We start from the raw sequence: 22,803 nt of genomic DNA, 5'->3' as shown, positions 1-22,803 counted from the left end.
CTGGTCCGTATGGCCACCAGTCCTGTGTCGTCGCCCGATCAGTCCTCCGCGCCGTCGTCCGTGCGGCCCAGTCCGCTGCTGTCGTTGCCCGGCGCCGTCGCCGCCGAGGCGCCGGACGAAGGCGTCGCCGCGCACTACGGCGACCCGCTGCGCGAGCAGCGCCGACTCGCCGAAGGCCGGGGCTTCGTCGATCTGTCGCACCGCGGCGTCGTGCGGGTCTCCGGCCCGGACCGCCTGTCGTGGCTGCATTCGCTCACCACGCAGTACCTGACCGGCCTCAAGCCCGGCGAGGCGACGCTCACGCTCGTGCTCAGCCCGCACGGCCACATCGAGCACGCGATGTACGCGGTCGACGACGGCGAGGCGCTGTGGGCGCACGTGGAGCCGGGCACCGCGCCCGCGCTCGTCGCGTTCCTCGACCGGATGCGGTTCCTGCTGCGCGTCGAGGTCGAGGACGTCACCGACGCCTACGCCGTGGTCTTCGAGCCGGTTCCGGAGCCGCTCGCGGACGCCGCCGGTCCGCCCGCCCGGGTGACCGCCGACGGGCGCGAGCTGTTCCTCCCGCGCGCGGACTTGGCCGCGTTCGGTGCGGAGCACGCCGACCCCGCCGGGATGTGGGCGTACGAGGCCCTGCGGATCGCCGCGCACCGCCCGCGGGTGGGGAACGAGACGGACCACCGCACGATCGTGCACGAGGTCGGCTGGATCGACACCGCGGTGCACCTCGACAAGGGCTGCTACCGGGGGCAGGAGACGGTCGCGCGCGTGCAGAACCTCGGTCGGCCGCCGCGCAGGCTGGTGTTCCTGCACCTCGACGGGACCGAGGAGAAGCTGCCGGCGACGGGCGCCCCGGTGGAGCTCGACGGACGCCCGGTCGGGTTCGTGACCAGCGCCGCGCGGCACCACGAGCTGGGCACCATCGCCCTCGCCCTGATCAAGCGCAACACCGCCGTGGACGCCGTGCTGCGGGCGGACGGCGTGCCCGCGTCGCAGGAGGTCGTCGTCCCGGCGTGACGGCGCCGCGGGCGCGACGGGCTCAGGGCAGGCGCCGCCGATTGATGTTGCGGATCCGGCGGCGCTGGGACTTGTCGAGCGACAGCCACGCGACGACCGGCACCCCGATCAGGGCCGCGAAGACAAGCCACCCGACCCAGCCGGGCAGAATCCACAGCGCGATGATGCCGAGCACGATCCCGGCGGCGATGTACGGGCCGCGGTTGGACATGAGGTACCCCCTTGCGATGGCCTCCGTGTTCCATTGTCCGCTGTCGCGGCCCGAGGCCATAGGGGGATAACCCCCGAACGAGTGGTATCGGGGACGGAAGGGGAACAGGCGTACGACTGAGGCGCCCGGGTTTCGCGCCCCCCGCCCGCTCACATGTCGATGACGAGGGTGACGGGGCCGTCGTTGACCAGCGCGACCTTCATGTCCGCCCCGAACGAGCCCGTCTCGACGTGCGCGCCCAGGGCCCGCAGCGCGGCGACGACGGCGTCGACCATCGGCTCGGCGACGTCGCCGGGCGCCGCGGCGTTCCAGGTGGGCCGGCGCCCCTTGCGCGCGTCGCCGTACAGCGTGAACTGGCTGATCACCAAAAGCGGTGCGCCGAGGTCGGAGCACGATTTCTCGCCGTCCAGGACGCGCAGGCTCCACAGCTTCGCCGCGAGGCGCTCGGCCTGCTCGGCGGTGTCGTCGTGGGTCACCCCGACGAGCACGCACAGGCCCGGCCCCAGGATCGATCCGACGGTCTCGCCGCCGACGGTCACGGACGCTTCCGACACTCGCTGCACGACTGCTCGCATGCGGCCATTGTCCCCGGTGCGCGGGAGCGCCGGCGGCGGGGCGTTACCTGTCTGGGGCGAATCGGACCGCTCGGACACGCGCGGTCGCCGTCTCCGTGGCACGATGCCTGCCATGGCAGATCCGCTGAAGCCGTCCCGGCCGGAGGCCCAGGGGCCGCAGACTCCCGGCTCGGGCGCCCGCGTCGCGGCCGACGATCCCGTACGCGCCCTCGACCTGGAGGCCGTGCGCAGCCTGCGGCGGGCGGCTCAGCGCGAGGAGAGCGATCTGTCGTATCTGCGGCGTGTGCTGCACGGACGCATCGACATCCTGCGGGCCGAGCTGGGCCGGCGGGCCGCCGGGGGCGCCTCGGAGACCTCGGTCGACGGCAGGCCGGAGCCCTTGGTCCAGCAGTTGTCCGCGATCCTGTCCGAGCACCGCGGCCCGGCGCGGGGGAGCCGGCACGTGCCCGTGCACCCGCCGCGCACCGAGCGGTACCGCATCCGCGTCGAGCGCGTGCTCGCGGACGCCGAGCTGTCCGACCCGACCGCGCTGGACGAGGCCGAACTGCTCGCGGCGATCGAGGACTTGACCGGGTACGAGAACGAAGTATCCACGCGTCGGCTGGAGTTGCAGCGCGAGGCCGACCTGTGCGGGCAGGAGATCGCGCGCCGCTACCGCGAGGGCGAGGCCCGGGTCGACGACTTGCTCTCGGGACACTGATCCGATACTGATCGCTGCCGACCGTTCATGGCCGTGAACCGCCAAGGGGGCAGCCTGACATGACCGATCCGTCGCCCGTTCTGGCCGAGGTTGTTCGCTCCGGATTCGTGGAAAGCCGCCACCGCGGCGCGCTGGTCGCGCTCGACGCCGACGGTTCGATCGCCTTCTCGCTGGGTGACGTCACCCGGCCGGTGTTCCCGCGGTCGTCCGTCAAACCGGCCCAGGCCACCGCCGCGCTGCGCGCCGGGCTCGACCTCGACGGCGAGCTTCTCGCCCTCGCCGCGGCAAGCCATTCGGGTGAACCTTTCCACCTGGACGGGGTGCGCGAAATCCTCGGCCGGGCGGGGCTCGACCCCTCCGCGCTGCACACGCCCCCGCAATACCCCTTCGGCGAACGCGCGTTCGAGGACTACCTCCGTTCCGGAGGCCGCCCCGACCCGCTGGTGATGAACTGCTCGGGCAAGCACGCGGCGTGGCTCGCGGCGTGCGCCGCCAACGGCTGGGACACCGCGACGTACCTCGAACCGGCCCACCCGCTCCAGCGGTTGGTCCTGCGCACCGTCGAGGACCTGGCCGGCGAGCGCGTGGCCCACGGGGGCGTCGACGGCTGCGGCGCCCCCGTCCCGGCCCTCGGACTGACCGGCCTGGCACGCCTGTTCCGCGCGCTGGCCGACCCGCGCGCCGGCACGCCGGAGCACCGGGTCGCCGTCGCGATGCGCGCGTACCCCGAGTACGTGGCCGGCACCGGCCGCGTCGACACCCTCCTCATGCGGGCCGTGCCGGGCCTGATCGCGAAGATGGGCGCCGAGGCCGTGCAGGGCGTCGCGCTCGCCGACGGCCGGGCGCTCGCGTTCAAGGTCGACGACGGCTCGGTGCGCACCCTCGGCCCGATCGTCGTCGCCGCGCTGGGCCGACTCGGAATCGCGGCACCGGGGCTCGACGAGATCGCCGAGATCGTCCTGACCGGCGGCGGACGCCCGGTGGGCGCGATCCGCGCGGCGTTCTGACACCGTCGCGAAAACGACCGCGGACCCGTCGGAGACTGTCCGAAAAGCGTCGCGAACCGCCGCGGGGAGCTGTCCGGAAAAGTCCGGCGACGCCCGCGTCACGGGCTCGGCAGCGACTCCCCCTCCCGCATCCGCCGCGTGTCGTACGCGGCCCGTGCCGCCGCGATCCGGCCCTGGTTCTCCTCGGTCCAGGTGACCAGCGCCTGGATGGTGTCGTGCAGCGTCATCCCGAGCGGGGTGAGCGCGTAGTCGACGCGCGGCGGCACGACGGCGTGGACCGTCCGCTCGACGAGCCCGTCGCGTTCGAGCTGGCGCAGCGTCACCGTCAGCATGCGCTGGCTGATGCCGTCGACCTTGCGGCGCAACTCCGTGAAGCGCAGCGAGCGTTCGTCGAGCAGCGCGATCACCAGCAGCGACCACTTGTCGGCCACCCGGTCGAGGATCTGGCGCACCTCGCAGTCCGAGCGCGTGTCCCACTGGCAGGCCTCGTAGTCGCGACCGGTTCCTTCGCGGTGACTGTGTGACTTCGAAGTGCCTTCTTCCATGTCAGCCCATGGTTCCCGAAGATGACTGAAGGAACAACAGGTAACCGTCTCCGGCGGCGCCCCGGGACCGGCGGGCCTCCCGCCCGTCCTTCGAGGAGCCCGCCATGTCCGCGACGACGTCGCCCACCGAACCCGCGGCGAGCGCGCCGCCGCCCGCCGACACCCGCCGACACCCCGCCTGACCCTCCGGCCCGGGGCATCCTGCTCATCCTGTCCGGCGCCATATTCCTGGAGGGCATCGACATCGCGATGATGGTCGTCGCGCTGCCCGCCCTCCAGCGCGACCTGGGCAGGTCGACCGGCTCGCTCCGATGGGTCGTGAGCGCGTACGTCCTCGGCTACGCCGGCTTCATTCTCCTCGGCGGGCGCGCCGCCGACCTGCACGGCTACCGCACCGCCTTCCTGGTCCCCCTGGCCGGCGCGTCGCTGGGCTTCGCCGTCACCCTCGCGGGCGTCCGCGGTCGCCGCGCGCGGCAGCGTGATTAACTCCGGCAAGCGATGTGCTTGCAACAGTTAGCGTCGCGAGGCACCCTGGAACACATGGCCGGCCTCAATGTGGGATCCCTCGGGGAGTACATCCGCGAGCAGCGCCGCAACGCGCAGTACTCGTTGCGCCAGCTCGCGGATGCCGCCGGGGTGTCGAATCCGTACCTCAGCCAGATCGAGCGCGGACTGCGCCGGCCGAGCGCCGAGATCCTTCAGCAGATCGCGAAAGCGCTGCGCATCTCGGCCGAAACCCTGTACGTGCAGGCCGGGATTCTGGAGGAACGGCCGGAGGGGGTGCGCGAGGTGCAGGCCGCGATCCTGTCCGACACCGGCATCAACGAACGGCAGAAGCGCGTCCTGCTGGAGATATATGAGGCCTTCCGCAAAGAGAACGCCGGAGCGGACGCGGACGCCGGGTCCGCCGGTGCCGGCTCGCCGGTGAACGGCGACACCGCGGAAGGCTCGCCGGCGGCACCCACCCCGCTCCGGACCAGACCCGACGCCACCCTCGATTCCGAGAAGCCAGACCAGCCCCAGAAGTGAGGACCACCATGGCGAACGCCACGGAATTCAAGAAGACCCTCACCGACGCCACGCCGTTCTACGCGTTCGTGGGCGCCGGTGACCTCGCCGTGGAGAAGATCCGCGGCGTGCCGGACCGGCTCTCCGGCATGAAGATCGACATGCCGAAGATCGAGCTGCCCAAGCTGGAGTCGATCGACATCCCGACCGACCCCAAGGTCATCCGTACGCGCGTCTCGACCCGGGCCGCCGACGTCCAGGAGCGCGTCACCGCGACGTTCTCGACGCTGACCGCGGCGGGCAAGGAGGCCCCCGCGAAGGCGCAGGACTTCGCCCGCGTCCAGTACGGCAAGGCCGGCGACTACGCGACGCAGCTGCGGGAGATCTACGAGGACCTCGCCGAGCGCGGCCACAAGGTCGTCGACCGGATGAACAAGAAAGAGGCCGAGGCGGAGCACGCGCTGCACGCCGCCGCCATCGACCGGCACGACGCCAAGGACGCGTCGGCGGCGTCCCACGACGGGGCGACCAAGCCGGCCGCGAAGCCCCGTCCCCCGAAGAAGAGCACGTCCCCGGAGGTGTGACCCGGGCGGCCACCTGCGGAGGCCGCCCGGTCGGGCGGCCTCCGCGGGTGGTCCCGTCCGCGGACCTGTCGTGCGAGACTTCAGGGGCAAAGGGGGCGCGGGCGCCTCACAGCCCACATCGACAGGAGGAGGAGCGATGCCGGGCGAGACTCTGGCCGGCGGGGCGCTGACGGACGCGTTCGGCAGCCTGACGTACTGGGCGGCGATGGCGCTGCTGCTGCTCAAGGCGTTCTGCCTGATCGACGCGTCCGTGCGCCGCGAGGACGCGTACCGGGCGGCCGACAAGCAGAAGAAGGTCTTCTGGGTGGTGATCCTGGCCGTCGCGGTGGTCTGGGACTTCTTCCTGGGCTCGCTGATCGGCATCCTGTCGATCGCGGGGCTCATCGCCGCCATCGTCTACCTCGTCGATGTGCGCCCGGCGCTCAAGCAGGTGGACGGGCGCCGCGGCGGCGGGCAGATGGGGCCGTACGGGCCCTGGTGACGGCCGCACCGACAGCGCGGCGCACGCGGACGGAAACCGCCGGATGTGATGCACGAAGGGCCGGGCTCCCCCTCGGGGGAGCCCGGCCCTTCGCCGTGGTCGCGCCGCGTCAGCCGGGCCCGGTGGACGTCGCCGTCTGCGTCGGGTTCTGCTCGGAGTCCGTCGGATTCGGCGTGGTCCCGGGCGTCTCCGTCGCCGACCCGGTCGGCGTCGGCGTCGGCGTGCCGCCGGGGTCCGTGGGCGTTCCGGTGCCCGGATCCGTCGGGGTGCCGGTCCCCGGGTCCGTCGGCGTCCCGGTGCCCGGGTCGGTCGGGGTACCCGTGCCCGGGTCCGTCGGCGTCGTGGTCGGCGGCGGGGTGGTGGCCGGCGGGGGAGTCACCGGAGGCGTGGTCGGGGGCGCCGGCGGAGGCGGCGGGGTGACCGGCGCGGCGGGCGGGGGCGCCGGGGCGTCGGGCACGTTCGGGATCGCGGGCGCCGGGACGACACCGGGGCCGCCGTCGGGACGGACCACGCCGAGGATCGGCATCGAGCCGGCCTTCGCGATGGTGATCGTGCGGCCGGGCCGCGGCGCGTGCACCATGAGGCCGTTGCCGAGATACAGCCCGACGTGGCTCGCGTCGCCGTAGTAGACGATCAGGTCGCCGGGCCGCATGTCGGCCACGGGCACCCGCGGCAGCCGGGCCCACTGCTCCTGCGACGTGCGCGGGATCCGCACACCGGCGGAAAGCCACGCCTGCGAGGTGAGACCCGAGCAGTCGTAGCCGATCGGGCCCTCGCCGCCCCAGATGTACGGCAGGCCGAGCTTGCTCAGGGCGTACGTGATCGCCTTCTGGGCCGCCGCGGTGGTGAGTTGGTCGGGGCGCGAGAGTATGCCGTACTGCTCCAGCTGCGCCTGGCCGGCCTGGGCGACCTGGGCCTCGTACTGCTCAAGCTGCAGGATCTGCTCGGGGGTGAGGGTGGCGAGCAGCCCCTCGGCCTCGGCGACCTTGCCCTGGATGTCGGCCCGCGCCTTGTCGGACTCCTCCTCCAGGCGCCGGTTCTCGGCGAGTTGGGCGTTCTCGACCTTCTGCATGCTCTTGAGCTGCTGCTCGGCCTGGAGCTGGCGGGCGATGGTGTCCGCCTGCGTCTGGTTGATGCGGGCGAACGTCGGGGCCCTGCGCAGGAATTCGGCCGGGTCCGACGTCAACATCAAGGTGAGCAGGGGGTCGACGCCGTGCGTGGTGTACTGCAGGCGCGCGATACGGCCGATCTCGTCCTTCTGGCTCGCGATCTGCTGCTGCGCCGAGGCGATGCCCGCGCGTACGTCGTTGACCTTGACCTGCTGCTCCGCGAGGCGTCCGGTCGTGGTGTTGTAGCGTTCCGTCGCCTGCTCGGCCTGCCGGTACAGGTCCTGGAGCCGGGTCTGGACCTCGGTGACGCTGAACCCGATTTGGGGTGGCGCCGGCGGCGGGGCGGCTGCCGCTTGTCCGACGAACAGCGCGGCACACAGGACCGCCGCTCCGCAGGTGGTCGCCGCGCGGGCCCAACGGCCGCTCCCGCCCCCCAAGATCGCCATGCGCTGACCCTTTCCTGGTCGGCTGCGCCCGCCCTGTGTCGTCTCCGGGTTCCGTACCGAGGGCGGAACCGGCCATCGAGAAATGGACGGAAGCCGTCCCTGTCCGGTTCCAGCGTCGGATCCTGCCACGTTCCGGTGGCAAACGGCAGGGTGATTGTGTGATCGGGGCGATACGCCGAAGCGTGACGCGGATGAAAGTTGGGTGAACCGAGCCGAGACGATCTCGGTAAGCGGCGCGCTGAGCTGGGGTTTTGTGGCCTCCGCCACACGCGTTCGGGACATTGGCTTGACGAACAGTCAGAAACGTCCGGTTGTCGGGCCGTTCGCCGCCGCGGCCCTACGCGGACGGCCCGGACGGCGCGACCGCGGCCCAGTCGACCGTCACTTCGCCCCCGCGGGCCCGTGTCGGCCGCGTGCGCACCGGCCACTCGGCGGCAAGCGCCCGCACGGAGGCGGCCCACCGCTGGCGGACACCCAGCGGGGCCAGCGCGGCGTGGGTGTCCCACGCCCGGTCGAACGCGGACAGGAACGCGTGCACCGGTTCGCCCGGCACGTTGCGGTGGATCAAGGCCTTCGGCAGGCGAACGGCCAGGTCCGACGGGCGGCCCAGGCCGGCGAGGCGGGCCGCGAGCGTCAGCGTGCGCGGACGGGCGTCCGCACCCACCGCGACCCACGTCGCGAGGCGCCCCGGTTCGTCGCACGTTCCCTCGACCAGCAGCCCGCCCGGGGCGAGTTGCGCGCACATCGCCGACCAGGCGCGCGCCACGTCGTCCTCGCCGTACTGCCGCAGCACGTTGAACGCCCGGATCAGCACGGGCCGCCGGGCGTCGGGCAGCGGCACCTCGAACCCGCCCCGGACAAAGGACAATCCGTCGCCCGCGTACGGCAGCGCGGCGGCCACCCGCTCGGGGTCGATCTCGATGCCCAGCGTCTCGACACCGGGCCGCACCGCCCGCAGCCTGCGGTGGAACTCGACCGTCGTCACCGGCGACGCGCCGTAACCCAGGTCGACGACGAGCGGATCGGGCGCCGCGCGCAGCAGCCGTGCGTGCTCGGCGGCGATCCAGCGGTCCACGCGCCGCAGCCGGTTCGGGTTCGTCGTACCGCGCGTCACGACACCGGCCGGCTTGCGCGCCGCCGGAACCCGCCGCCGCACCCCGGAAGTCGCGCCGACCGACGAAACCCCGCGGCTGACCATCCCCCGAGTGTAGAAGCCCCCACACTCCCGTCCCCACCACCGAACACCCTCGTCCGGCACGTCAAGGTCGGCCCATGAGCGCGGCCGTGCCCGCACGGGCTGACTCCGCGGGCCCGCCCGACCAGCCCCAGCCGAGCCCGCTGGGGGCGCCCTGCCCGATGCCGACAGCGTCACCAGCCCGGTTCGGCTGCCCGGCTCGCCCACCTGATGGTGTCGCGTGGCTTGGCCCGCCCAACTGGGCCTGCTCGGCCGGCTGGGCCTGCTCGGCCGCCTGGGCCTGCTCGCCCTGGGCTCGCCCTGCCCTGCCCGGCTCGCCCTGCCGGGCTCGCCCGGTGCGGTTCGGTCGACGCGGCCCCCGCGCGGCATGTGGTGGCCGCCCGCGACCGCGCCCCCGCGGCCGTGCCCGCACGCGAACATCCCAGCACAGGGCGCGTTTCGCGACCGGGAGTGCTTCCGTGGGCGCGGACGGTGATCGACTCATCTCACATTCCGGTCGGGAATCGCGCGGAGCAAGGGATCGGTTATCACTTGACCGGGGGTGTTGTCGTGCGAATTAACGACAGCGGCCGGGAGAGAAGAAAGCCCAGATCGCGCCCGTCACAAGCGTGGCCGGCGCCGGACGGCCTGCGTGCCTGTACCGCACGAGCAGGCAGAGGAGGTCTTCGCGTGAGCCATCACGTGTCGCGATCGGCCGTGTCCACCGTGCGCAAGCACACTCTGGCCGGCCGCCGGGGGGCGCCACGCCGCATCGCGACGCTCAGCGTGCACACCTCCCCTCTGCACCAGCCCGGCACGGGCGACGCGGGCGGGATGAACGTGTACATCGTCGAGATGTCCAAACGGCTCGCCGCCCTCGGCGTCGAGGTGGAGATATTCACCCGCGCCACCGGGCGCGACCTGCCGCCCGTGGTGGAGATGGCTCCCGGCGTCCTCGTCCGCCACGTGACCGCCGGCCCGTTCGAGGGCCTGTCCAAGGAGGACCTCCCCGCCCAACTGTGCGCGTTCACCTCCGGTGTCCTGCGCACCGAGGCGATGCGCGAACCCGGCTACTACGACCTCGTCCACTCCCACTACTGGCTCTCCGGCCAGGTCGGCTGGCTCGCCAAGGAGCGCTGGGGCGTACCGCTCGTCCACACGATGCACACCATGGCCAAGGTCAAGAACGCCTCGCTGGCCGGCGGCGACTGCCCCGAGCCGTCCGCGCGCGTGATCGGCGAGAGCCAGGTCGTCGAGGCCGCGGACCGGCTCGTCGCCAACACCGCCGAGGAAGCCGAACAACTCGTCGGCCTCTACGACGCGTCCCCCGAGCAGGTCGCGGTCGTCAACCCCGGCGTCGACCTGGACACCTTCCGTCCCGGCGACACCGCCGAGGCCCGCCACCGCGTGGGCCTGCCCGAGGACGCCACCGTCATCCTCTTCGCCGGCCGCATCCAGCCGCTCAAGGCACCCGACGTGCTGCTGCACGCCACCGCGCACCTGCTGCGCCGCCACCCGTCGCTGCGCGAGAAGCTCGTCGTCGCGGTCGTCGGCGGGCCGAGCGGGACGGGCCTCGCGGCGCCGGAGCACCTGCACAAACTGGCGTCGTCGCTGGGCGTGCAGGACGTCGTGCGGTTCCGCCGCCCGGTTCCGCAGGACGTCCTCGCCGACTGGTACCGCGCGGCGACCGTCGCCGTCGTCCCGTCGTACAACGAGTCGTTCGGCCTTGTCGCCATCGAGGCCCAGGCGTGCGGCACCCCCGTCGTCGCCGCCGCGGTGGGCGGGCTGCCCACGGCGGTCCGCGACGGCGTCTCCGGCATCCTCGTCGACGGCCACGAGCCGATCGACTACGCCGACGCCATCGGACGCCTCGTCCGCTCGCCGCGCCTGCGCGAACGCCAGGCGTCCGGTGCCGTCCGGCACGCCGCCAACTTCGGCTGGGCCGCCGCCGCCGCGGGCATGGCCGACGTCTACGCCCAGACCCTCTCCGCGGCCGACCCCGTCGCGGGCCTGGCCGCGGCCGGCGGGACCGGGGCGCTGTGAGCCGCGCGGGACGCCCCGCCCCGTCCGGGCCCGCCGACGCCAGGCCCTAACGTTGTCCCCGTCCCGCACCGCCCGAACGCCGAAGCCGAGGTGAACCGTGGAGCAGACCCGGGCCGAGGCCGCCGACACCATCCGGCGTGCCCTGGACGACGCCGAGGTGACGTGGGAGCGCCCGGACGACGGCACCTTCGTCGTCACACTCCCCGGCGAGCGCAAGCTCAAGACCACCTGCGCGCTCAAGATCGGCCGGCACTCGCTCACCGTCACCGCGTTCGTCGTGCGGCGGCCCGACGAGAACCACGAGGCGTTCTACCGCTGGCTGCTGACCCGCAACGTGCGCATGTACGGCGTGGCGTTCTCGCTGGACAAGCTCGGCGACGTCTACCTGACCGGCCGCCTGCCGCTGCGGGCGGTCACCGCCGACGAGGTCGACCGCATCCTCGGCGTCGTGCTGGAGGCCGCCGACGAGAGCTTCAACACGCTGCTCGAACTGGGGTTCGCCGGCTCGATCCGGCGCGAGTGGCGGTGGCGTACCGAACGCGGCGAGTCGACTCGCAACCTCGCCGCGTTCACACACCTGATCGAGCACGACGGCACGGGCCAGGGCGTACCCGAGGGGTCCTGACACCTCTACTACGCTTCGGCCCATGGCCGACACCCCATACAAACTCGTGCTCCTCCGCCACGGCGAGAGCGACTGGAACCTCAAGGGTCTCTTCACCGGTTGGGTGGACGTCGACCTCACCGCGACCGGTGAGCAGGAGGCCGCACGAGGCGGCCGGCTGCTGACCGACGCCGGCGTGCTGCCCGACGTCCTCCACACCTCGCTCCAGCGCCGCGCGATCCGCACCGCGCAACTCGCCCTGGACACCGCCGACCGGCACTGGATCCCGGTCCGCCGCACGTGGCGCCTCAACGAACGGCACTACGGCGCGCTCCAGGGCAAGGACAAGGCCGCCACACTCGCCGAGTTCGGCGAGGAGCAGTTCATGCTGTGGCGGCGGTCGTACGACACCCCGCCCCCGCCGCTCGCCGACGACGACGCGTTCTCCCAGATCGGCGACCCGCGCTACGCGGGCCTGCCCGACGAGATCCGGCCGCGCACCGAATGCCTCAAGGACGTCGTCACGCGCATGCTCCCCTACTGGTACGACGCGATCGTGCCGGACCTGGAGGCCGGTCGCACGACCCTCGTCGCCGCCCACGGCAACTCGCTGCGCGCCCTGGTCAAGCACCTGGACGGCATCTCCGACGACGAGATCGCGGGCCTCAACATCCCCACCGGCATCCCGCTGCTCTACGAGCTGGACGCCGACCTGCGGCCGGTCACGCCCGGCGGGCGGTACCTGGACCCCGAGGCCGCCGCCGCGGCCATCGAGGCGGTCAAGAACCAGGGCCGCAAGTAGCAGCCGCGGTCGGGGCGCCCCGCACACGAGGGGGCGCCCCGACCCTGCCGCTGCCGTGCTCAGCCCCGGCAGCTGCCCCCGCAGTTGCACGACGAGCCGGACTTGCAGCCGCAGCCGCAACTCGACGGGCAGCTGCACCCGGGGACGGGTGCGGCGGAGGGCCGACGGCTGTCGGCGGATCGTACCGGCGTGATCTCGATCACCGTGCGTCGGCCGGTCGGTGTGAGGGTGTGCGGATCGTTCATGGGCGATCTCCGTTCACCGTGCGTGCACCTTGGGGCGGAACACCATGGGCATCCGAGTCAACCCACAACGCGCGAACCCCGTCAACGGGCAGACCGGATAAGCGCAGTAAAGGGCTTTAAGTCGCCCGAATCCTGCCTGAACCGCCACATCCGTGCGGTCTGAACCGCACATGGTCGAACGGTGAACAGTCGGTGAAGTCATACGCTTCCGGCTACCCGTGAGGGGTTCACTCGTTCGGGGCAGCTTTACCCTGGGTGCCGTGGACGTGAACGTGGCCGCGGCGGCCGTAGCCGCCCTCTCCGGGTTGGCTGTCGGCGTTACCGGGGCCCTGGCGTTCCGTTGGAGCGAGCGCTCCCAGGCCACCGGCGTTCCCCAGTCCGCGTCCGAGGGCGCGGTGCTGCCGCCGGGCGTGGCCATCGTGCTGTCGGTGCTGCGCTCCTCCGCGGTCGTGCTCGACGAACGCGACGACGTCGTCAAGGCCAGCTCCGCCGCCTACACCTTCGGGCTGGTCCGGGGGGACCAGCTCGTCCCCGACCAACTGCTCCGCATGGCCCGTGAGACGCGCCGCGACGGCGAGATCCGCCAGCGCGACCTCATGCTCACCCGCCGCGACGGGCAGGAGCTGGAGGTCTCCGCCCGCGTCGCCCCCCTCGGCTCGCGCCTGGTCCTGCTCCTCGTCGAGGACCGCACCGAGGCCCGCCGCGTCGACGCCGTGCGCCGCGACTTCGTCGCCAACGTCAGCCACGAGCTGAAGACCCCGGTCGGCGCCCTGTCGCTGCTGGCCGAGGCCGTCCTCGACGCGAGCGACGACCCCGAGGCGGTACGCCGCTTCTCCGGCCGCATGCAGGTCGAATCCGCCCGCCTGACCAGCCTCGTGCAGGAGCTGATCGACCTGTCCCGGGTGCAGAACGACCACCCGCTCCAGGACATGTCGCCCGTGCCGGTCGACGAACTCGTCGCCGAGGCCGTCGACCGCTGCCGGCAACTCGCCCAGAACAAGCAGATCGCCCTCGCGGTCGGCGGCGACCCGGGTCTCGTGATCCCGGGCGACCACAACCAACTCGTGATGGCCATCGGCAACCTCGTCGAGAACGCCGTCAACTACAGCCCCGAGCGCACCCGCGTCGACATCGACGTCCGCGCCAACGGCCGCAAGGCCATCGTCGCCGTCTCCGACCAGGGCATCGGCATCCCGAGCCGCGAGTTGGACCGCATCTTCGAACGCTTCTACCGGGTCGACCCGGCGCGCTCCCGGGCCACCGGCGGGACCGGTCTCGGGCTGTCGATCGTGAAGCACATCGTGGCCGGACACGGGGGCGAGGTGACCGTGCGCAGTGTCGAGGGCGTCGGCACCACGTTCACGCTCGTACTGCCTCTTCAGCCCGCCGACGAACGGGACGACCATCCCGGCGCGGCGTCCATGCGGCCCGGCGCATCGTCCGCGACGAGCGGATCGAGTGATCTGGCCCCGTCGTACAACTCCCGGGAGGGTTCCCGATGACCCGAGTGCTCGTCGTGGAGGACGAGGAGTCCTTCAGCGACCCGCTGGCGTTCCTGCTGCGCAAGGAGGGGTTCGAGGTCGCCGTCGCGGTGACCGGGCCCGACGCGCTGGAGCAATTCGACCAGGGCGGCGCCGATCTGGTGCTGCTCGACCTCATGCTGCCGGGGCTGCCCGGCACCGAGGTGTGCCGCCGCCTGCGGGCGAAGTCCAACGTCCCCGTCATCATGGTCACCGCGAAGGACAGCGAGGTCGACAAGGTCGTCGGCCTGGAGATCGGCGCGGACGACTACGTCACCAAGCCGTTCTCGTCCCGCGAGCTGGTCGCGCGCATCCGCGCGGTGCTGCGCCGCCAGGTCGAGCCGACCGCCGTCGAGCCGACCGCGCTGGAGGCCGGTCCGGTCCGCATGGACGTCGACCGCCACCGGGTGACCGTCGACGGCGTCAAGGTCGAGCTGCCGCTCAAGGAGTTCGACCTGCTGGAGCTGCTGCTGCGCAACGCGGGCCGGGTGCTGACCCGCATGCAGCTCATAGACCGCGTCTGGGGGGCCGGGTACGTCGGCGACACCAAGACGCTCGATGTCCACGTCAAGCGCCTGCGCGCGAAGATCGAGCCGGACCCGGGGGCGCCCCGCTACCTGGTGACGGTGCGCGGTCTGGGCTACAAGTTCGAGCCCTGACGGGTCGGGCGGGGTGTCGGCCACGGGGGCGGCGGGCGCACGTCGCCCGGGGAATGGCGAAACGGTCATCCGTGAACCGGAGTTCGCGGATGACCGTCGGTGTTTTCCGCCCGGGCACGCGTGGTCCCGGGGCGGCGCGGCCGTCGGCCGGCCCGTGTGTCCCGGCCCGGCGGCTCCGGTGGCCGGTCAGCCCGCGTCGGGCCCTTCGGGTGTCGCGGGGGCACCCGCGGCCGACGGGGTGTTCGTCGCGGTCGCGGTGGCGGCGGGGGTGCCCGTGGCCGGCGGCGACGCGGGGGCGGTCGGCTCGGTGGCCGGCTGTCCGGGGACGGGCGGCGCGGCCGGGGTCTCGGCGGTCGTCGGCGACGCGGCGGGGGCGCTCGGCACGGGGCTGGGTACCGCGGGGGCCGCGGGCGTGGGCTTGAGCGGCGCGTAGTAGCCCTCGGGGTCGTGCACCGGGACGCCGAGGGTGGTCTCGCCGACGGTCGCGAACGACAGTGTGATCCTGACGTACGCGCCGTGCTTCACCTGGGTGTTCCCGAACACCGCCTTGTCGGCGCCGCCGGTGAGGTACACCGCGCCGCCGGCCGGGATGGTGATCGGGCCGTCGCCCGCGGCACTGTGCAGCTCGGCCGGTGCCGGCGCGCCTTCGAGGGTCACCTTGGTCAGCGTCTCGGGCCGACTGCCCTCGTTGACGAAGGCACCGCCGAGGGAGACCAGGTCGGTGCCCTCGTCACCCGTCACCAGGGTCAGGTTCTGCACCCGCACGGTGCCGACCTTCGTGTGCGGGGTGTCGGGCTTGAGCTGGTTGGTCGCGGCGTCCGTACCGCTGGAGCAGGCGGACGCGAGAGGGGCCAGCGCGAGGGCGAGGGTGGCGGCGACGGCACCCCGTCGAACGCTGCGGCGGCTGCGGCTCACGGCGGGCGATTCTCCTTGGGTCCTTGACAGGTCTCGGCGGTTCCCGGTCGTGGGGGACCGGCGACAGCCTATCCAGGCGGGTTCGGCGGCTTGTACGCGGCTTGTCCAACACCATCAGGACGAGCGAAGTCCGGGCGCGGGCCGACGGAATCCCCCGGCCGCGGGGGCGATCCGCGGCCGGGACCCGGGAGCCGCGGGCGCCCGCGCGACGGGGGCGACACGCGCGGGATTCACCGCCGCGGCAAGCCGCCCGGGCCCCGATTCCGCCATCCGTCGGGCGGTTTTGCTGCTGTCCAAAAACAGATGGCTGGGGACGGTGTGCCCGGGAACGCCGATGGTCGCAACGGCGTTCGAGGCAACTGGGGGGCAACTTGGCCGTTTTGTCCGGTTTATGGATCATGAGGAGCGCTTCCCGGCCATGGCACATGCACGCCCGGATAGCCGTTGTCAAGCCCTGACTAAGGCTCTGACCTGCGGAAACGCCATTCAGACGGGACGTGAGCCGTGTTACCCTAGAAAGCCACGGAAGGGGTACCTGTCACATGACGTTCAAGGTTGGCGACACGGTGGTCTACCCCCATCACGGGGCCGCGCTCATCGAGGCGATCGAGACTCGCACCATCAAGGGCGAGGACAAGATCTACCTGGTGCTGAAGGTAGCCCAGGGCGACCTCACGGTACGAGTCCCCGCTGACAACGCGGAGTTCGTCGGTGTGCGCGACGTGGTGGGTCAGGACGGCCTCGATCGCGTCTTCGAGGTGCTGCGGGCTCCGCACACCGAGGAGCCGACAAACTGGTCGCGACGCTACAAGGCGAACCTGGAGAAGCTCGCTTCCGGTGACGTTATCAAGGTTGCCGAGGTCGTGCGCGACCTGTGGCGCCGTGAGCGTGACCGCGGCCTGTCGGCCGGCGAGAAGCGGATGCTCGCGAAGGCTCGGCAGATCCTGGTGAGCGAGCTGGCGCTCGCGGAGAACACCAATGAGGACAAGGCAGAGGCGATCCTCGACGAGGTTCTCGCCTCCTGACCGCGTGAAGCCGGGCGGAACGGAGCGCCCGGCGGCGTCTCCCCGGGAGCGCGCGTTGTCGCGCGCCGGCGGGTGATTCCGCAGCTCCGTCTGTACCGGTTTCGGCGTCCGCAGGGCCTGTCGGTGCGCGGCGACGCGCCTCGACACGGTTCCCTGCGGCCGTCTCCCGGGCACACGCGGCCCGGTCCGTCGGCGTGCGCCGGGCAATCGGCCCGGCGTGCGCGGTGACGGTCGTACGCGAGCCCCCGGCGAATCGTGGCGCGAAAGTGCCCGTCCGCCGTCGGCCCCGCGCACGCGCACCGCTCCACGCACGCCGAGCCGCACATCCACCCGCCTGCCGCCGGCGGCTCGCGCCGCCGGGCCGCGACCGGTTTCGGCACCCGGCGAGCGGCGGTTTCCCGCTGCCCGCGTCCACGGAAGGGTGACGTTCACGGCTCGCTGTGGACCTTCCCCAGCAGTCCCACACGTACACCCGGTCCCGGTACCTTCGTCAGGTATTCGTGCGCGACGTGCTCGGGGAGTGTTCGGTGAAAGCTGCTGTTCTGGTGCCCGCGGCCGGCCTCGGGGTGCGGCTGGGCGGCGGCTTGCCCAAGGCACTCCGCGAACTCGGCGACGTGCCCATGCTGGTGCACGCCCTGCGCTCCGTCCTCGCGGCGCCGAGCGTGGCCGCCGCGGTCGTGGCCGCGCCCGCCGACGGCGTCGACGCCGTACGGGAGTTGCTGGCCCGGGAGCTGGGGCCGCGGGCGCCTGTCACGGTGGTGCCCGGCGGCTCGACCCGGCAGGAGTCGGTGCGGCGCGCGCTCGACGCGCTCGACGCCTCGTGCGCGGTGGTGCTGGTGCACGACGCGGCGCGTCCGTTCGTCCCGGTCGATGTCGTGGAGTCGGTCGTGGCCGCGGTCGAGGCGGGGGCGGACGCCGTCGTCCCGGCGCTTCCCGTGGTCGACACCGTCAAGGAGGTCACCGCCGACGACGCGCCCGCCGGTGCGAAGGAGCGCGTCGTCCGCACGGTCGACCGCGCGACGCTGCGCGCGGTCCAGACGCCGCAGGGCTTCCGCCGCGAGGTGCTGGCGGCGGCGCACGACGCGTCACCCGAGGGCGACACCACCGACGACGCCGGGATGGTCGAGCGCATGGGCGTGCCGGTGGCGGTCGTGCCGGGCTCGGAGGACGCGTTCAAGGTGACCCGGCCGTTCGACCTGCTGCTCGCCGAGGCGCTGCTGAACCGCCGCCGTGCGGAGGTGGATTCGGGTGGCGTGCCATCGAATTGAGCCGGTTTCGCGGCCCGTTCCGTGTGCCGTTTTCCGCGTGTCCGTTGTCCGAAGCGTCGCCGATGGAGTCCTCCCGTGTCTGATCCCACGTCAATTGCCGTACCGCTGCCCCGTACCGGCGTCGGTGTCGACGTCCATCCGTTCGAGGACGGGCGCGAGCTGTGGGTGGCCGGATTGGCGTGGCCGGGTGAGACGGGGCTCGCGGGGCACTCCGACGGGGACGTGGCGGCGCACGCGGCCTGCGACGCGTTGTTCTCCGCGGCCGGAATCGGCGATCTGGGAGCGCATTTCGGCACGTCACGGCCCGAATGGGCCGGTGCGTCCGGGGTCGCGCTGCTGAGCGAGGCGGCGCGGCTGGTGCGTGCGGAGGGCTTCGAGATCGGCAATGTCGCGGTGCAAGTGGTGGGCGTGCGCCCGAAGATCGGCCCGCGTCGCGCCGAGGCCGAGAAGGTGCTGTCCGAGGCGGCGGGGGCTCCGGTCTCGGTCTCCGCGACGACCACCGACGGGCTCGGGCTCACCGGTCGCGCGGAGGGCCTGGCGGCGATCGCGACCGCGCTCGTCGTCCGCGTCGCGGGCCGCTAGGCGGCGCGGAACGGCCTCCCCGCGCGAATCCGCGGGCTTCCCCCGGTCGGCACCCCCTAAACTCGCAGAGTGAGCATGCGCCTATACGACACCAGCACCCGCACGGTCCGCGACTTCGTGCCGCTCGTCGAGGGCACCGTGTCGATCTACCTGTGTGGTGCCACGGTCCAGGCCCCGCCGCACATCGGGCACATCCGGTCCGGGCTGAACTTCGACGTGCTGCGGCGCTGGCTCGCGTACCGGGGCAACGACGTCGTCTTCTGCCGCAACGTGACGGATATCGACGACAAGATCATCGACAAGGCGGCGAAGGCCGGCGTGCCGTGGTGGCGCATCGGTTACCCGAACGAACGGGCCTTCAACGACGCGTACGACGCGCTGGGGTGCCTCCCGCCGACCGTCGAGCCCCGGGCGACCGGCCATGTTCCCGAGATGATCGAGCTGATGCAGCGGCTGATCACCACGGGCCACGCGTATCCGTCGGACGGCGACGTCTACTTCGACGTGCACTCGTATCCGGAGTACGGCGCGCTCAGCGGCCAACGCCTCGACGCCATGCGCGACCAGGGCGACGCGGGCGTCGGCGCGAAGCGCGACGTACGGGACTTCGCGCTGTGGAAGGCCGCCAAGCCCGGCGAGCCGTCGTGGGAGACGCCGTGGGGCCGCGGCCGGCCCGGCTGGCACCTGGAGTGCTCGGCGATGGCCCACCGGTACCTCGGCGAGCGCTTCGACATCCACGGCGGCGGCCTCGACCTGGTGTTCCCGCACCACGAGAACGAGATCGCGCAGTCGAAGGCGGCCGGCGACGGTTTCGCCAACTACTGGATGCACAACGCGTGGGTCACCATGAGCGGCGAGAAGATGAGCAAGTCGCTCGGGAACTCGGTGCTGGTTGCCGAGATGGTCAAGCGGTGGCCGCCGATCGTGCTGCGCTACTACCTGGCCTCGCCGCACTACCGCTCGATGATCGAATACAGCGAGGCGGCGCTCCAGGAGGCCGCGGTGTCGTTCGGCCGCGTCGAGGGTTTCCTCGAACGCGCGCTGGAGCTGACCGGCCCGGTCGAGCCGGACGCCGCGGTGCCGGCGGCGTTCGCCGAGGCGATGGACGACGACCTGGGCGTGCCGCAGGCGATGGCCGTCGTGCACAACACCGTGCGCGAGGGCAACACGGCACTGGCCGCGGGCGACAAGGACGGGGTCGCGGCGCACCTCGGCGCGCTGCGTGCGATGCTCGGCGTGCTGGGGCTGGACCCGACCGCGGAGCCGTGGGCCTCGGGAGGCTCCTCGGACCGGTCCGAGGAGCTGCGGCACGTCGTCGACGCGCTCGTGCACCTGGCCCTCGAACAACGGCAGGCCGCCCGCGCCCGCAAGGACTACCCGGCCGCGGACGCGGTCCGCGACCAGCTCACGGCCGCGGGCATCGTCGTGGAGGACACGCCGCAGGGCCCGCGCTGGACGCTGGACCGGCACCCCGAGCGGTAGGGCACAGGGAACACCGGCAGGACACACACAGAAGCCGCCGCCCGAGGGCGGTTCGCGTACGACCGTCGCAGCGGCCGGGCCGAGCGCCCGGCCGTACGGTTGTGCGTGCGAGACGAGAGCACCGAAGGGACACCACACATGGCGGGCAACAGCCAGCGCCGCAACAAGCGCAACGTGGGGAGCAAGAAGGGCCCCCAGGTCGGCACCGGGGGCCACAGCCGCCGGGCGCTGCGCGGCAAGGGGCCGACGCCGCCCGCCGAGATGCGGAAGGGCCACCCGAAGCAGCGGGCCGCGAACGCCGCCGCGAAGCGCGCGGCACGGACGGGCGGGCGCCAGGGCGTCCCGCGCGGGCGCGGCGGCAAGGGCACCGCCGAGCTGGTGTACGGGCGCAACTCGGTGGTCGAGGCGCTGCGCGCGGGCATTCCGGCGAGCACGCTGTATGTCGCGCAGTTCGTCGACGCCGACGACCGCGTGCGCGAGGCGTTCAAGCTCGCCAACGAGATGGGCGTGCCGCTGATGGAGGCGCCGCGCCCCGAGCTGGACCGGCTCACGGAGGGCGGCCACCACCAGGGGCTCGCGCTCCAGATCCCGCCCTACGAGTACGCGCACCCCGACGACCTGGTCGAGGCCGCGAACGAGGCCGGCGAGGTGCCGCTGATCGTCGTGCTCGACGGCATCACCGACCCCCGGAACCTGGGGGCGGTCATCCGCTCGGCCGCGGCGTTCGGCGCACACGGTGTCGTCGTCCCGGAGCGCCGGGCGGCGGGCATGACGGCGGGCGCGTGGAAGACGTCGGCGGGTGCGGCGGCGCGGGTGCCGGTGGCCCGGGCGTCGAACCTGCGCCAGGTGCTGGAGGCGTACCGCAAACAGGGTCTGTTCGTCGTCGGGCTGGCGGCGGACGGCGACGTCGAGTTGGGCGAACTCGCGACGGCCGACGAGCCGTTGGTGATCGTGCTCGGGTCGGAGGGCAAGGGGCTGTCGCGCCTGGTGACCGAGACGTGCGACCAGACGGCGGCGATCCCGATGGCGGCCGGGAACGAGTCGCTGAACGCCGGGGTGGCGGCCGGGATCGTGTTGTACGAGGTGGCGTCGCGGCGCCGGGGGTGACCCGGGCGCGGGGTGTCGCGCGTGCCCGCCGCGGCGGTGTGCGGGGCGTTGCCGCGCCGGGCCGGGAGGCCGCCGCGGGGCCTGCCGCACACCGCCGCGGGGCGGTGCGCGGCCGGTGTTCCGGCGGCCGGTGAAGTGTGCGTCGGCGGCACGGGTGCGCGTCCGATAATCGGTGTGCGCGAAGGTATTTGACCATTTGGCCGCATCCTTCCGGGGACATCCGCGGTTAGTGATGCGTGGAGACCAGATCTGACGGCCACTTCGGTGGCCAGCGTGATCAGGACCGGCCGACGACCGGAGGGGACCCCGGCGGTTCCGGGGCGGTTCCGACGTTGCTGCGGGACGCGGTGGATCCGGCCGCGGTGGCGGCCCCCACGCGCAGCCTCCGGGTGGTGATCGGGCCTTCGGGCGGGCCCCTGGACGCGCAAGTGCCGGGGCAGCGCGTGCCGCACGGCGCCGGGCGCGCCGGTCCGGCCGACGTGACCACGGAGCTGCCGCGCGTCCGGGTCGGCGGGGACGCGCCGACGCGGGTGATGCCGCGTGTTCCCGAGTCGGCGGCGCGGCGGTCCGGCGGCGGTACGCGCCAGGTGCGGCGTACGGCGGCGCGTCCCGTCGTCCGGTCGGGCACCCGGGCCGGGGCGGCGTCGGCGGCTGAGCCGGTGCGCACGGAGCCGGTGCGCACGGAGCCGCCGGGCGGTCGCGGCGGGTTCGTGCAGACCGGGATGATCCTGCTCCCGCTGCGGCTGTTCCTCGGTGTGGCGTTCCTGTTGGAGGGCCTGCGCAAGCTCTACGACCCGGCGTTCCTCGACGCGGACGCGCAGGATTCCTTCGCGCACCGCATCGAGGTGCTGCAGGGGAGCAGCTTCGCCCCGTCGGTGCTCGATCTCGCGGCGCAATTCGCGATCACCACGGGGCTGTTGTTCGCGTTCGGGCAGGTGGTCGTCGGTGTCGGCGCGCTGCTGGGGCTGTGGACGCGGGCGACGGCCATGGTCGGCATGCTGCTGTCGCTGGGCGTGCTGATCGCGGTCGGGAGCGCGTCGTCGCCCTACCACGCGGCCTACGTCGTGTTCCTGGCCGCGTGGAGTCCGCTCGCGCTCGCGGGCGCGCCGATGTATTCGGTGGACTGCTGGCTCTCGCTGCGCGATTGGCGCGGCCCCCTGACGCTTCCGGTCCGCGCGCGGCGCCGCAAGCTGGGGTACGGGTCGATCATCGCGGGCTCGGCCGTGGGGCTGACGCTGCTGGCGGGTGCGCTGTTCGGGCACCCGTCGTCGCCGGACGCCCCCGAGCCGAAGGTCGAGGCGCCCGAGACGTCGGTGCCGGTGCCGGCGCCGGTGGGTGACGAACCACCGGGGGTCCCCGCTCCGGGCGGCGTCCCGTCGGCGGCCGAGGCCAGTGCGTCGGCGTCCGGTGGCGGGCCGACGCCGGGTTCGTCGAACTCCCGGGCGACCGGGGACTCCGGCCGGTCGCCGACGCCGAAGTCGGAAGCGGCGACGAAGGGTTCGTCCAAGCCCACGGGCTCGTCCCGCACGTCGTCGGCCTCCGGCGGCGGCGGGGAGCCGTCCGCCGGATCGACGCCGACGATGGCGGTGAAGCCGCAGGCCGCGACGCAGAAGGCGGAGGCCTCGGATCCCACGCGGGCCGCGAGCACCCCGCTCGGCGGGCTGCTGGGGGGGTGATCGGAGGCGGACAGGGTGGCT

The 22,803-nt window shown here is 73.0% G+C and carries 25 protein-coding genes; 19 read left to right on the top strand and 6 right to left on the bottom strand.

Annotated features, from left to right (window positions below):
- Positions 1–9: 9 nt before the first annotated feature.
- Entirely contained in the window at positions 10–1,014 is a 1,005-nt protein-coding gene (gene ygfZ / locus LO772_RS15810; protein ID WP_231779045.1) for a CAF17-like 4Fe-4S cluster assembly/insertion protein YgfZ, read from the top strand.
- A 22-nt stretch (positions 1,015–1,036) separates the two neighbouring features.
- Here the strand turns inward: ygfZ and LO772_RS15805 are convergent, their stop codons facing one another.
- Complete coding sequence (locus LO772_RS15805) at positions 1,037–1,225, bottom strand: hypothetical protein (RefSeq protein WP_231779044.1); 189 nt, start codon at positions 1,223–1,225, stop codon at positions 1,037–1,039.
- Positions 1,226–1,374: 149 nt separating this feature from the next.
- Positions 1,375–1,800: a D-aminoacyl-tRNA deacylase gene (gene dtd / locus LO772_RS15800; protein WP_231779043.1), complete on the bottom strand. Its 426-nt coding sequence runs from the start codon at positions 1,798–1,800 to the stop codon at positions 1,375–1,377.
- 112 nt (positions 1,801–1,912) lie between these two features.
- Between dtd and LO772_RS15795 the strand changes: the two genes are divergently transcribed.
- A complete protein-coding gene (locus tag LO772_RS15795) occupies positions 1,913–2,500 on the top strand; it encodes an RsiG family protein (protein WP_231779042.1) in 588 nt (195 codons plus the stop codon).
- Positions 2,501–2,559: 59 nt separating this feature from the next.
- On the top strand, positions 2,560–3,507 hold the full coding sequence (locus LO772_RS15790; protein WP_231779041.1) for an asparaginase: 948 nt from the start codon (positions 2,560–2,562) through the stop codon (positions 3,505–3,507).
- 98 nt (positions 3,508–3,605) lie between these two features.
- Here the strand turns inward: LO772_RS15790 and LO772_RS15785 are convergent, their stop codons facing one another.
- Positions 3,606–4,052: a winged helix-turn-helix transcriptional regulator gene (locus LO772_RS15785; RefSeq protein ID WP_231779040.1), complete on the bottom strand. Its 447-nt coding sequence runs from the start codon at positions 4,050–4,052 to the stop codon at positions 3,606–3,608.
- Between the two features lie 198 nt (positions 4,053–4,250).
- Here LO772_RS15785 and LO772_RS15780 point away from each other — a divergent pair, with 198 nt between their 5' ends.
- From LO772_RS15780 to LO772_RS15765, 4 genes are all read left to right on the top strand, one after another.
- A complete protein-coding gene (locus LO772_RS15780) occupies positions 4,251–4,538 on the top strand; it encodes an MFS transporter (RefSeq protein WP_443089455.1) in 288 nt (95 codons plus the stop codon).
- A gap of 54 nt (positions 4,539–4,592) precedes the next feature.
- Positions 4,593–5,081, top strand: a complete 489-nt coding sequence (locus LO772_RS15775; protein ID WP_231779039.1) for a helix-turn-helix domain-containing protein — start codon at positions 4,593–4,595, stop codon at positions 5,079–5,081.
- Positions 5,082–5,089: 8 nt separating this feature from the next.
- Positions 5,090–5,644 (top strand): hypothetical protein, encoded by a 555-nt coding sequence (locus tag LO772_RS15770; protein WP_231779038.1) that lies wholly within the window; start codon positions 5,090–5,092, stop codon positions 5,642–5,644.
- A 136-nt stretch (positions 5,645–5,780) separates the two neighbouring features.
- The gene (locus LO772_RS15765) at positions 5,781–6,125 is read left to right on the top strand and encodes a DUF2516 family protein (protein ID WP_269453215.1); all 345 of its coding nucleotides are present in this window, start codon (positions 5,781–5,783) and stop codon (positions 6,123–6,125) included.
- 109 nt (positions 6,126–6,234) lie between these two features.
- Here the strand turns inward: LO772_RS15765 and LO772_RS15760 are convergent, their stop codons facing one another.
- Positions 6,235–7,680, bottom strand: coding sequence for a C40 family peptidase (locus tag LO772_RS15760; protein ID WP_231779037.1), 1,446 nt, complete (start codon positions 7,678–7,680; stop codon positions 6,235–6,237).
- A 337-nt stretch (positions 7,681–8,017) separates the two neighbouring features.
- Positions 8,018–8,878, bottom strand: a complete 861-nt coding sequence (locus LO772_RS15755; protein ID WP_231779036.1) for a class I SAM-dependent methyltransferase — start codon at positions 8,876–8,878, stop codon at positions 8,018–8,020.
- A gap of 217 nt (positions 8,879–9,095) precedes the next feature.
- Between LO772_RS15755 and LO772_RS15750 the strand changes: the two genes are divergently transcribed.
- From LO772_RS15750 to LO772_RS15725, 6 genes are all read left to right on the top strand, one after another.
- Positions 9,096–9,350 carry a hypothetical protein gene (locus tag LO772_RS15750; protein ID WP_231779035.1) on the top strand — a complete coding sequence of 85 codons (255 nt, stop codon included), beginning with the start codon at positions 9,096–9,098 and terminating at the stop codon, positions 9,348–9,350.
- Between the two features lie 194 nt (positions 9,351–9,544).
- Positions 9,545–10,897 carry a D-inositol-3-phosphate glycosyltransferase gene (mshA, locus tag LO772_RS15745; RefSeq protein ID WP_443089423.1) on the top strand — a complete coding sequence of 451 codons (1,353 nt, stop codon included), beginning with the start codon at positions 9,545–9,547 and terminating at the stop codon, positions 10,895–10,897.
- Positions 10,898–10,994: 97 nt separating this feature from the next.
- A complete protein-coding gene (locus LO772_RS15740; protein ID WP_231779034.1) occupies positions 10,995–11,522 on the top strand; it encodes a YbjN domain-containing protein in 528 nt (175 codons plus the stop codon).
- Between the two features lie 22 nt (positions 11,523–11,544).
- Positions 11,545–12,303, top strand: a complete 759-nt coding sequence (locus LO772_RS15735; RefSeq protein WP_231779033.1) for a phosphoglyceromutase — start codon at positions 11,545–11,547, stop codon at positions 12,301–12,303.
- 505 nt (positions 12,304–12,808) lie between these two features.
- Positions 12,809–14,050, top strand: coding sequence for a sensor histidine kinase (locus LO772_RS15730; RefSeq protein WP_231779032.1), 1,242 nt, complete (start codon positions 12,809–12,811; stop codon positions 14,048–14,050).
- On the top strand, positions 14,047–14,727 hold the full coding sequence (locus LO772_RS15725; RefSeq protein WP_231779031.1) for a response regulator transcription factor: 681 nt from the start codon (positions 14,047–14,049) through the stop codon (positions 14,725–14,727). The genes LO772_RS15730 and LO772_RS15725 overlap by 4 nt, the downstream gene beginning before the upstream one ends.
- Before the next feature lie 186 nt (positions 14,728–14,913).
- On the opposite strand, the gene LO772_RS15720 is transcribed toward LO772_RS15725, so the two are convergent.
- Positions 14,914–15,642: a hypothetical protein gene (locus LO772_RS15720; RefSeq protein WP_231779030.1), complete on the bottom strand. Its 729-nt coding sequence runs from the start codon at positions 15,640–15,642 to the stop codon at positions 14,914–14,916.
- Between the two features lie 542 nt (positions 15,643–16,184).
- Here LO772_RS15720 and LO772_RS15715 point away from each other — a divergent pair.
- From LO772_RS15715 to LO772_RS15690, 6 genes are all read left to right on the top strand, one after another.
- The gene (locus LO772_RS15715) at positions 16,185–16,667 is read left to right on the top strand and encodes a CarD family transcriptional regulator (RefSeq protein ID WP_231779029.1); all 483 of its coding nucleotides are present in this window, start codon (positions 16,185–16,187) and stop codon (positions 16,665–16,667) included.
- A gap of 527 nt (positions 16,668–17,194) precedes the next feature.
- The gene (gene ispD / locus LO772_RS15710; RefSeq protein ID WP_231779028.1) at positions 17,195–17,935 is read left to right on the top strand and encodes a 2-C-methyl-D-erythritol 4-phosphate cytidylyltransferase; all 741 of its coding nucleotides are present in this window, start codon (positions 17,195–17,197) and stop codon (positions 17,933–17,935) included.
- A gap of 75 nt (positions 17,936–18,010) precedes the next feature.
- Positions 18,011–18,517 (top strand): 2-C-methyl-D-erythritol 2,4-cyclodiphosphate synthase, encoded by a 507-nt coding sequence (gene ispF, locus LO772_RS15705; RefSeq protein WP_231779027.1) that lies wholly within the window; start codon positions 18,011–18,013, stop codon positions 18,515–18,517.
- Between the two features lie 69 nt (positions 18,518–18,586).
- Positions 18,587–19,999 (top strand): cysteine--tRNA ligase, encoded by a 1,413-nt coding sequence (gene cysS, locus LO772_RS15700; RefSeq protein ID WP_231779026.1) that lies wholly within the window; start codon positions 18,587–18,589, stop codon positions 19,997–19,999.
- Positions 20,000–20,137: 138 nt separating this feature from the next.
- On the top strand, positions 20,138–21,106 hold the full coding sequence (rlmB, locus tag LO772_RS15695) for a 23S rRNA (guanosine(2251)-2'-O)-methyltransferase RlmB (RefSeq protein ID WP_231779025.1): 969 nt from the start codon (positions 20,138–20,140) through the stop codon (positions 21,104–21,106).
- Between the two features lie 236 nt (positions 21,107–21,342).
- A complete protein-coding gene (locus LO772_RS15690) occupies positions 21,343–22,782 on the top strand; it encodes a TQO small subunit DoxD (protein WP_231779024.1) in 1,440 nt (479 codons plus the stop codon).
- Positions 22,783–22,803: the final 21 nt, after the last annotated feature.

It is taken from the genome of Yinghuangia sp. ASG 101 (assembly GCF_021165735.1).
Taxonomy (GTDB): domain Bacteria; phylum Actinomycetota; class Actinomycetes; order Streptomycetales; family Streptomycetaceae; genus Yinghuangia.
Note: the sequence above shows the minus strand (reverse complement) of the source record. Positions and strands in the feature narration are given on the sequence as shown.

Bases quoted from the DNA above. Each gene is read 5' to 3' on its own strand.
- LO772_RS15805 (WP_231779044.1), bottom strand. From the start codon at position 1,225: ATGTCCAACCGCGGCCCGTACATCGCCGCCGGGATCGTGCTCGGCATC.
- LO772_RS15725 (WP_231779031.1), top strand. From the start codon at position 14,047: ATGACCCGAGTGCTCGTCGTGGAGGACGAGGAGTCCTTCAGCGACCCG.
- dtd (WP_231779043.1), bottom strand. From the start codon at position 1,800: ATGCGAGCAGTCGTGCAGCGAGTGTCGGAAGCGTCCGTGACCGTCGGC.
- ygfZ (WP_231779045.1), top strand. From the start codon at position 10: ATGGCCACCAGTCCTGTGTCGTCGCCCGATCAGTCCTCCGCGCCGTCG.
- LO772_RS15770 (WP_231779038.1), top strand. From the start codon at position 5,090: ATGGCGAACGCCACGGAATTCAAGAAGACCCTCACCGACGCCACGCCG.
- LO772_RS15755 (WP_231779036.1), bottom strand. From the start codon at position 8,878: ATGGTCAGCCGCGGGGTTTCGTCGGTCGGCGCGACTTCCGGGGTGCGG.
- LO772_RS15735 (WP_231779033.1), top strand. From the start codon at position 11,545: ATGGCCGACACCCCATACAAACTCGTGCTCCTCCGCCACGGCGAGAGC.
- LO772_RS15785 (WP_231779040.1), bottom strand. From the start codon at position 4,052: ATGGAAGAAGGCACTTCGAAGTCACACAGTCACCGCGAAGGAACCGGT.
- LO772_RS15715 (WP_231779029.1), top strand. From the start codon at position 16,185: ATGACGTTCAAGGTTGGCGACACGGTGGTCTACCCCCATCACGGGGCC.
- LO772_RS15760 (WP_231779037.1), bottom strand. From the start codon at position 7,680: ATGGCGATCTTGGGGGGCGGGAGCGGCCGTTGGGCCCGCGCGGCGACC.
- LO772_RS15795 (WP_231779042.1), top strand. From the start codon at position 1,913: ATGGCAGATCCGCTGAAGCCGTCCCGGCCGGAGGCCCAGGGGCCGCAG.
- LO772_RS15775 (WP_231779039.1), top strand. From the start codon at position 4,593: ATGGCCGGCCTCAATGTGGGATCCCTCGGGGAGTACATCCGCGAGCAG.
- LO772_RS15790 (WP_231779041.1), top strand. From the start codon at position 2,560: ATGACCGATCCGTCGCCCGTTCTGGCCGAGGTTGTTCGCTCCGGATTC.
- rlmB (WP_231779025.1), top strand. From the start codon at position 20,138: ATGGCGGGCAACAGCCAGCGCCGCAACAAGCGCAACGTGGGGAGCAAG.
- LO772_RS15765 (WP_269453215.1), top strand. From the start codon at position 5,781: ATGCCGGGCGAGACTCTGGCCGGCGGGGCGCTGACGGACGCGTTCGGC.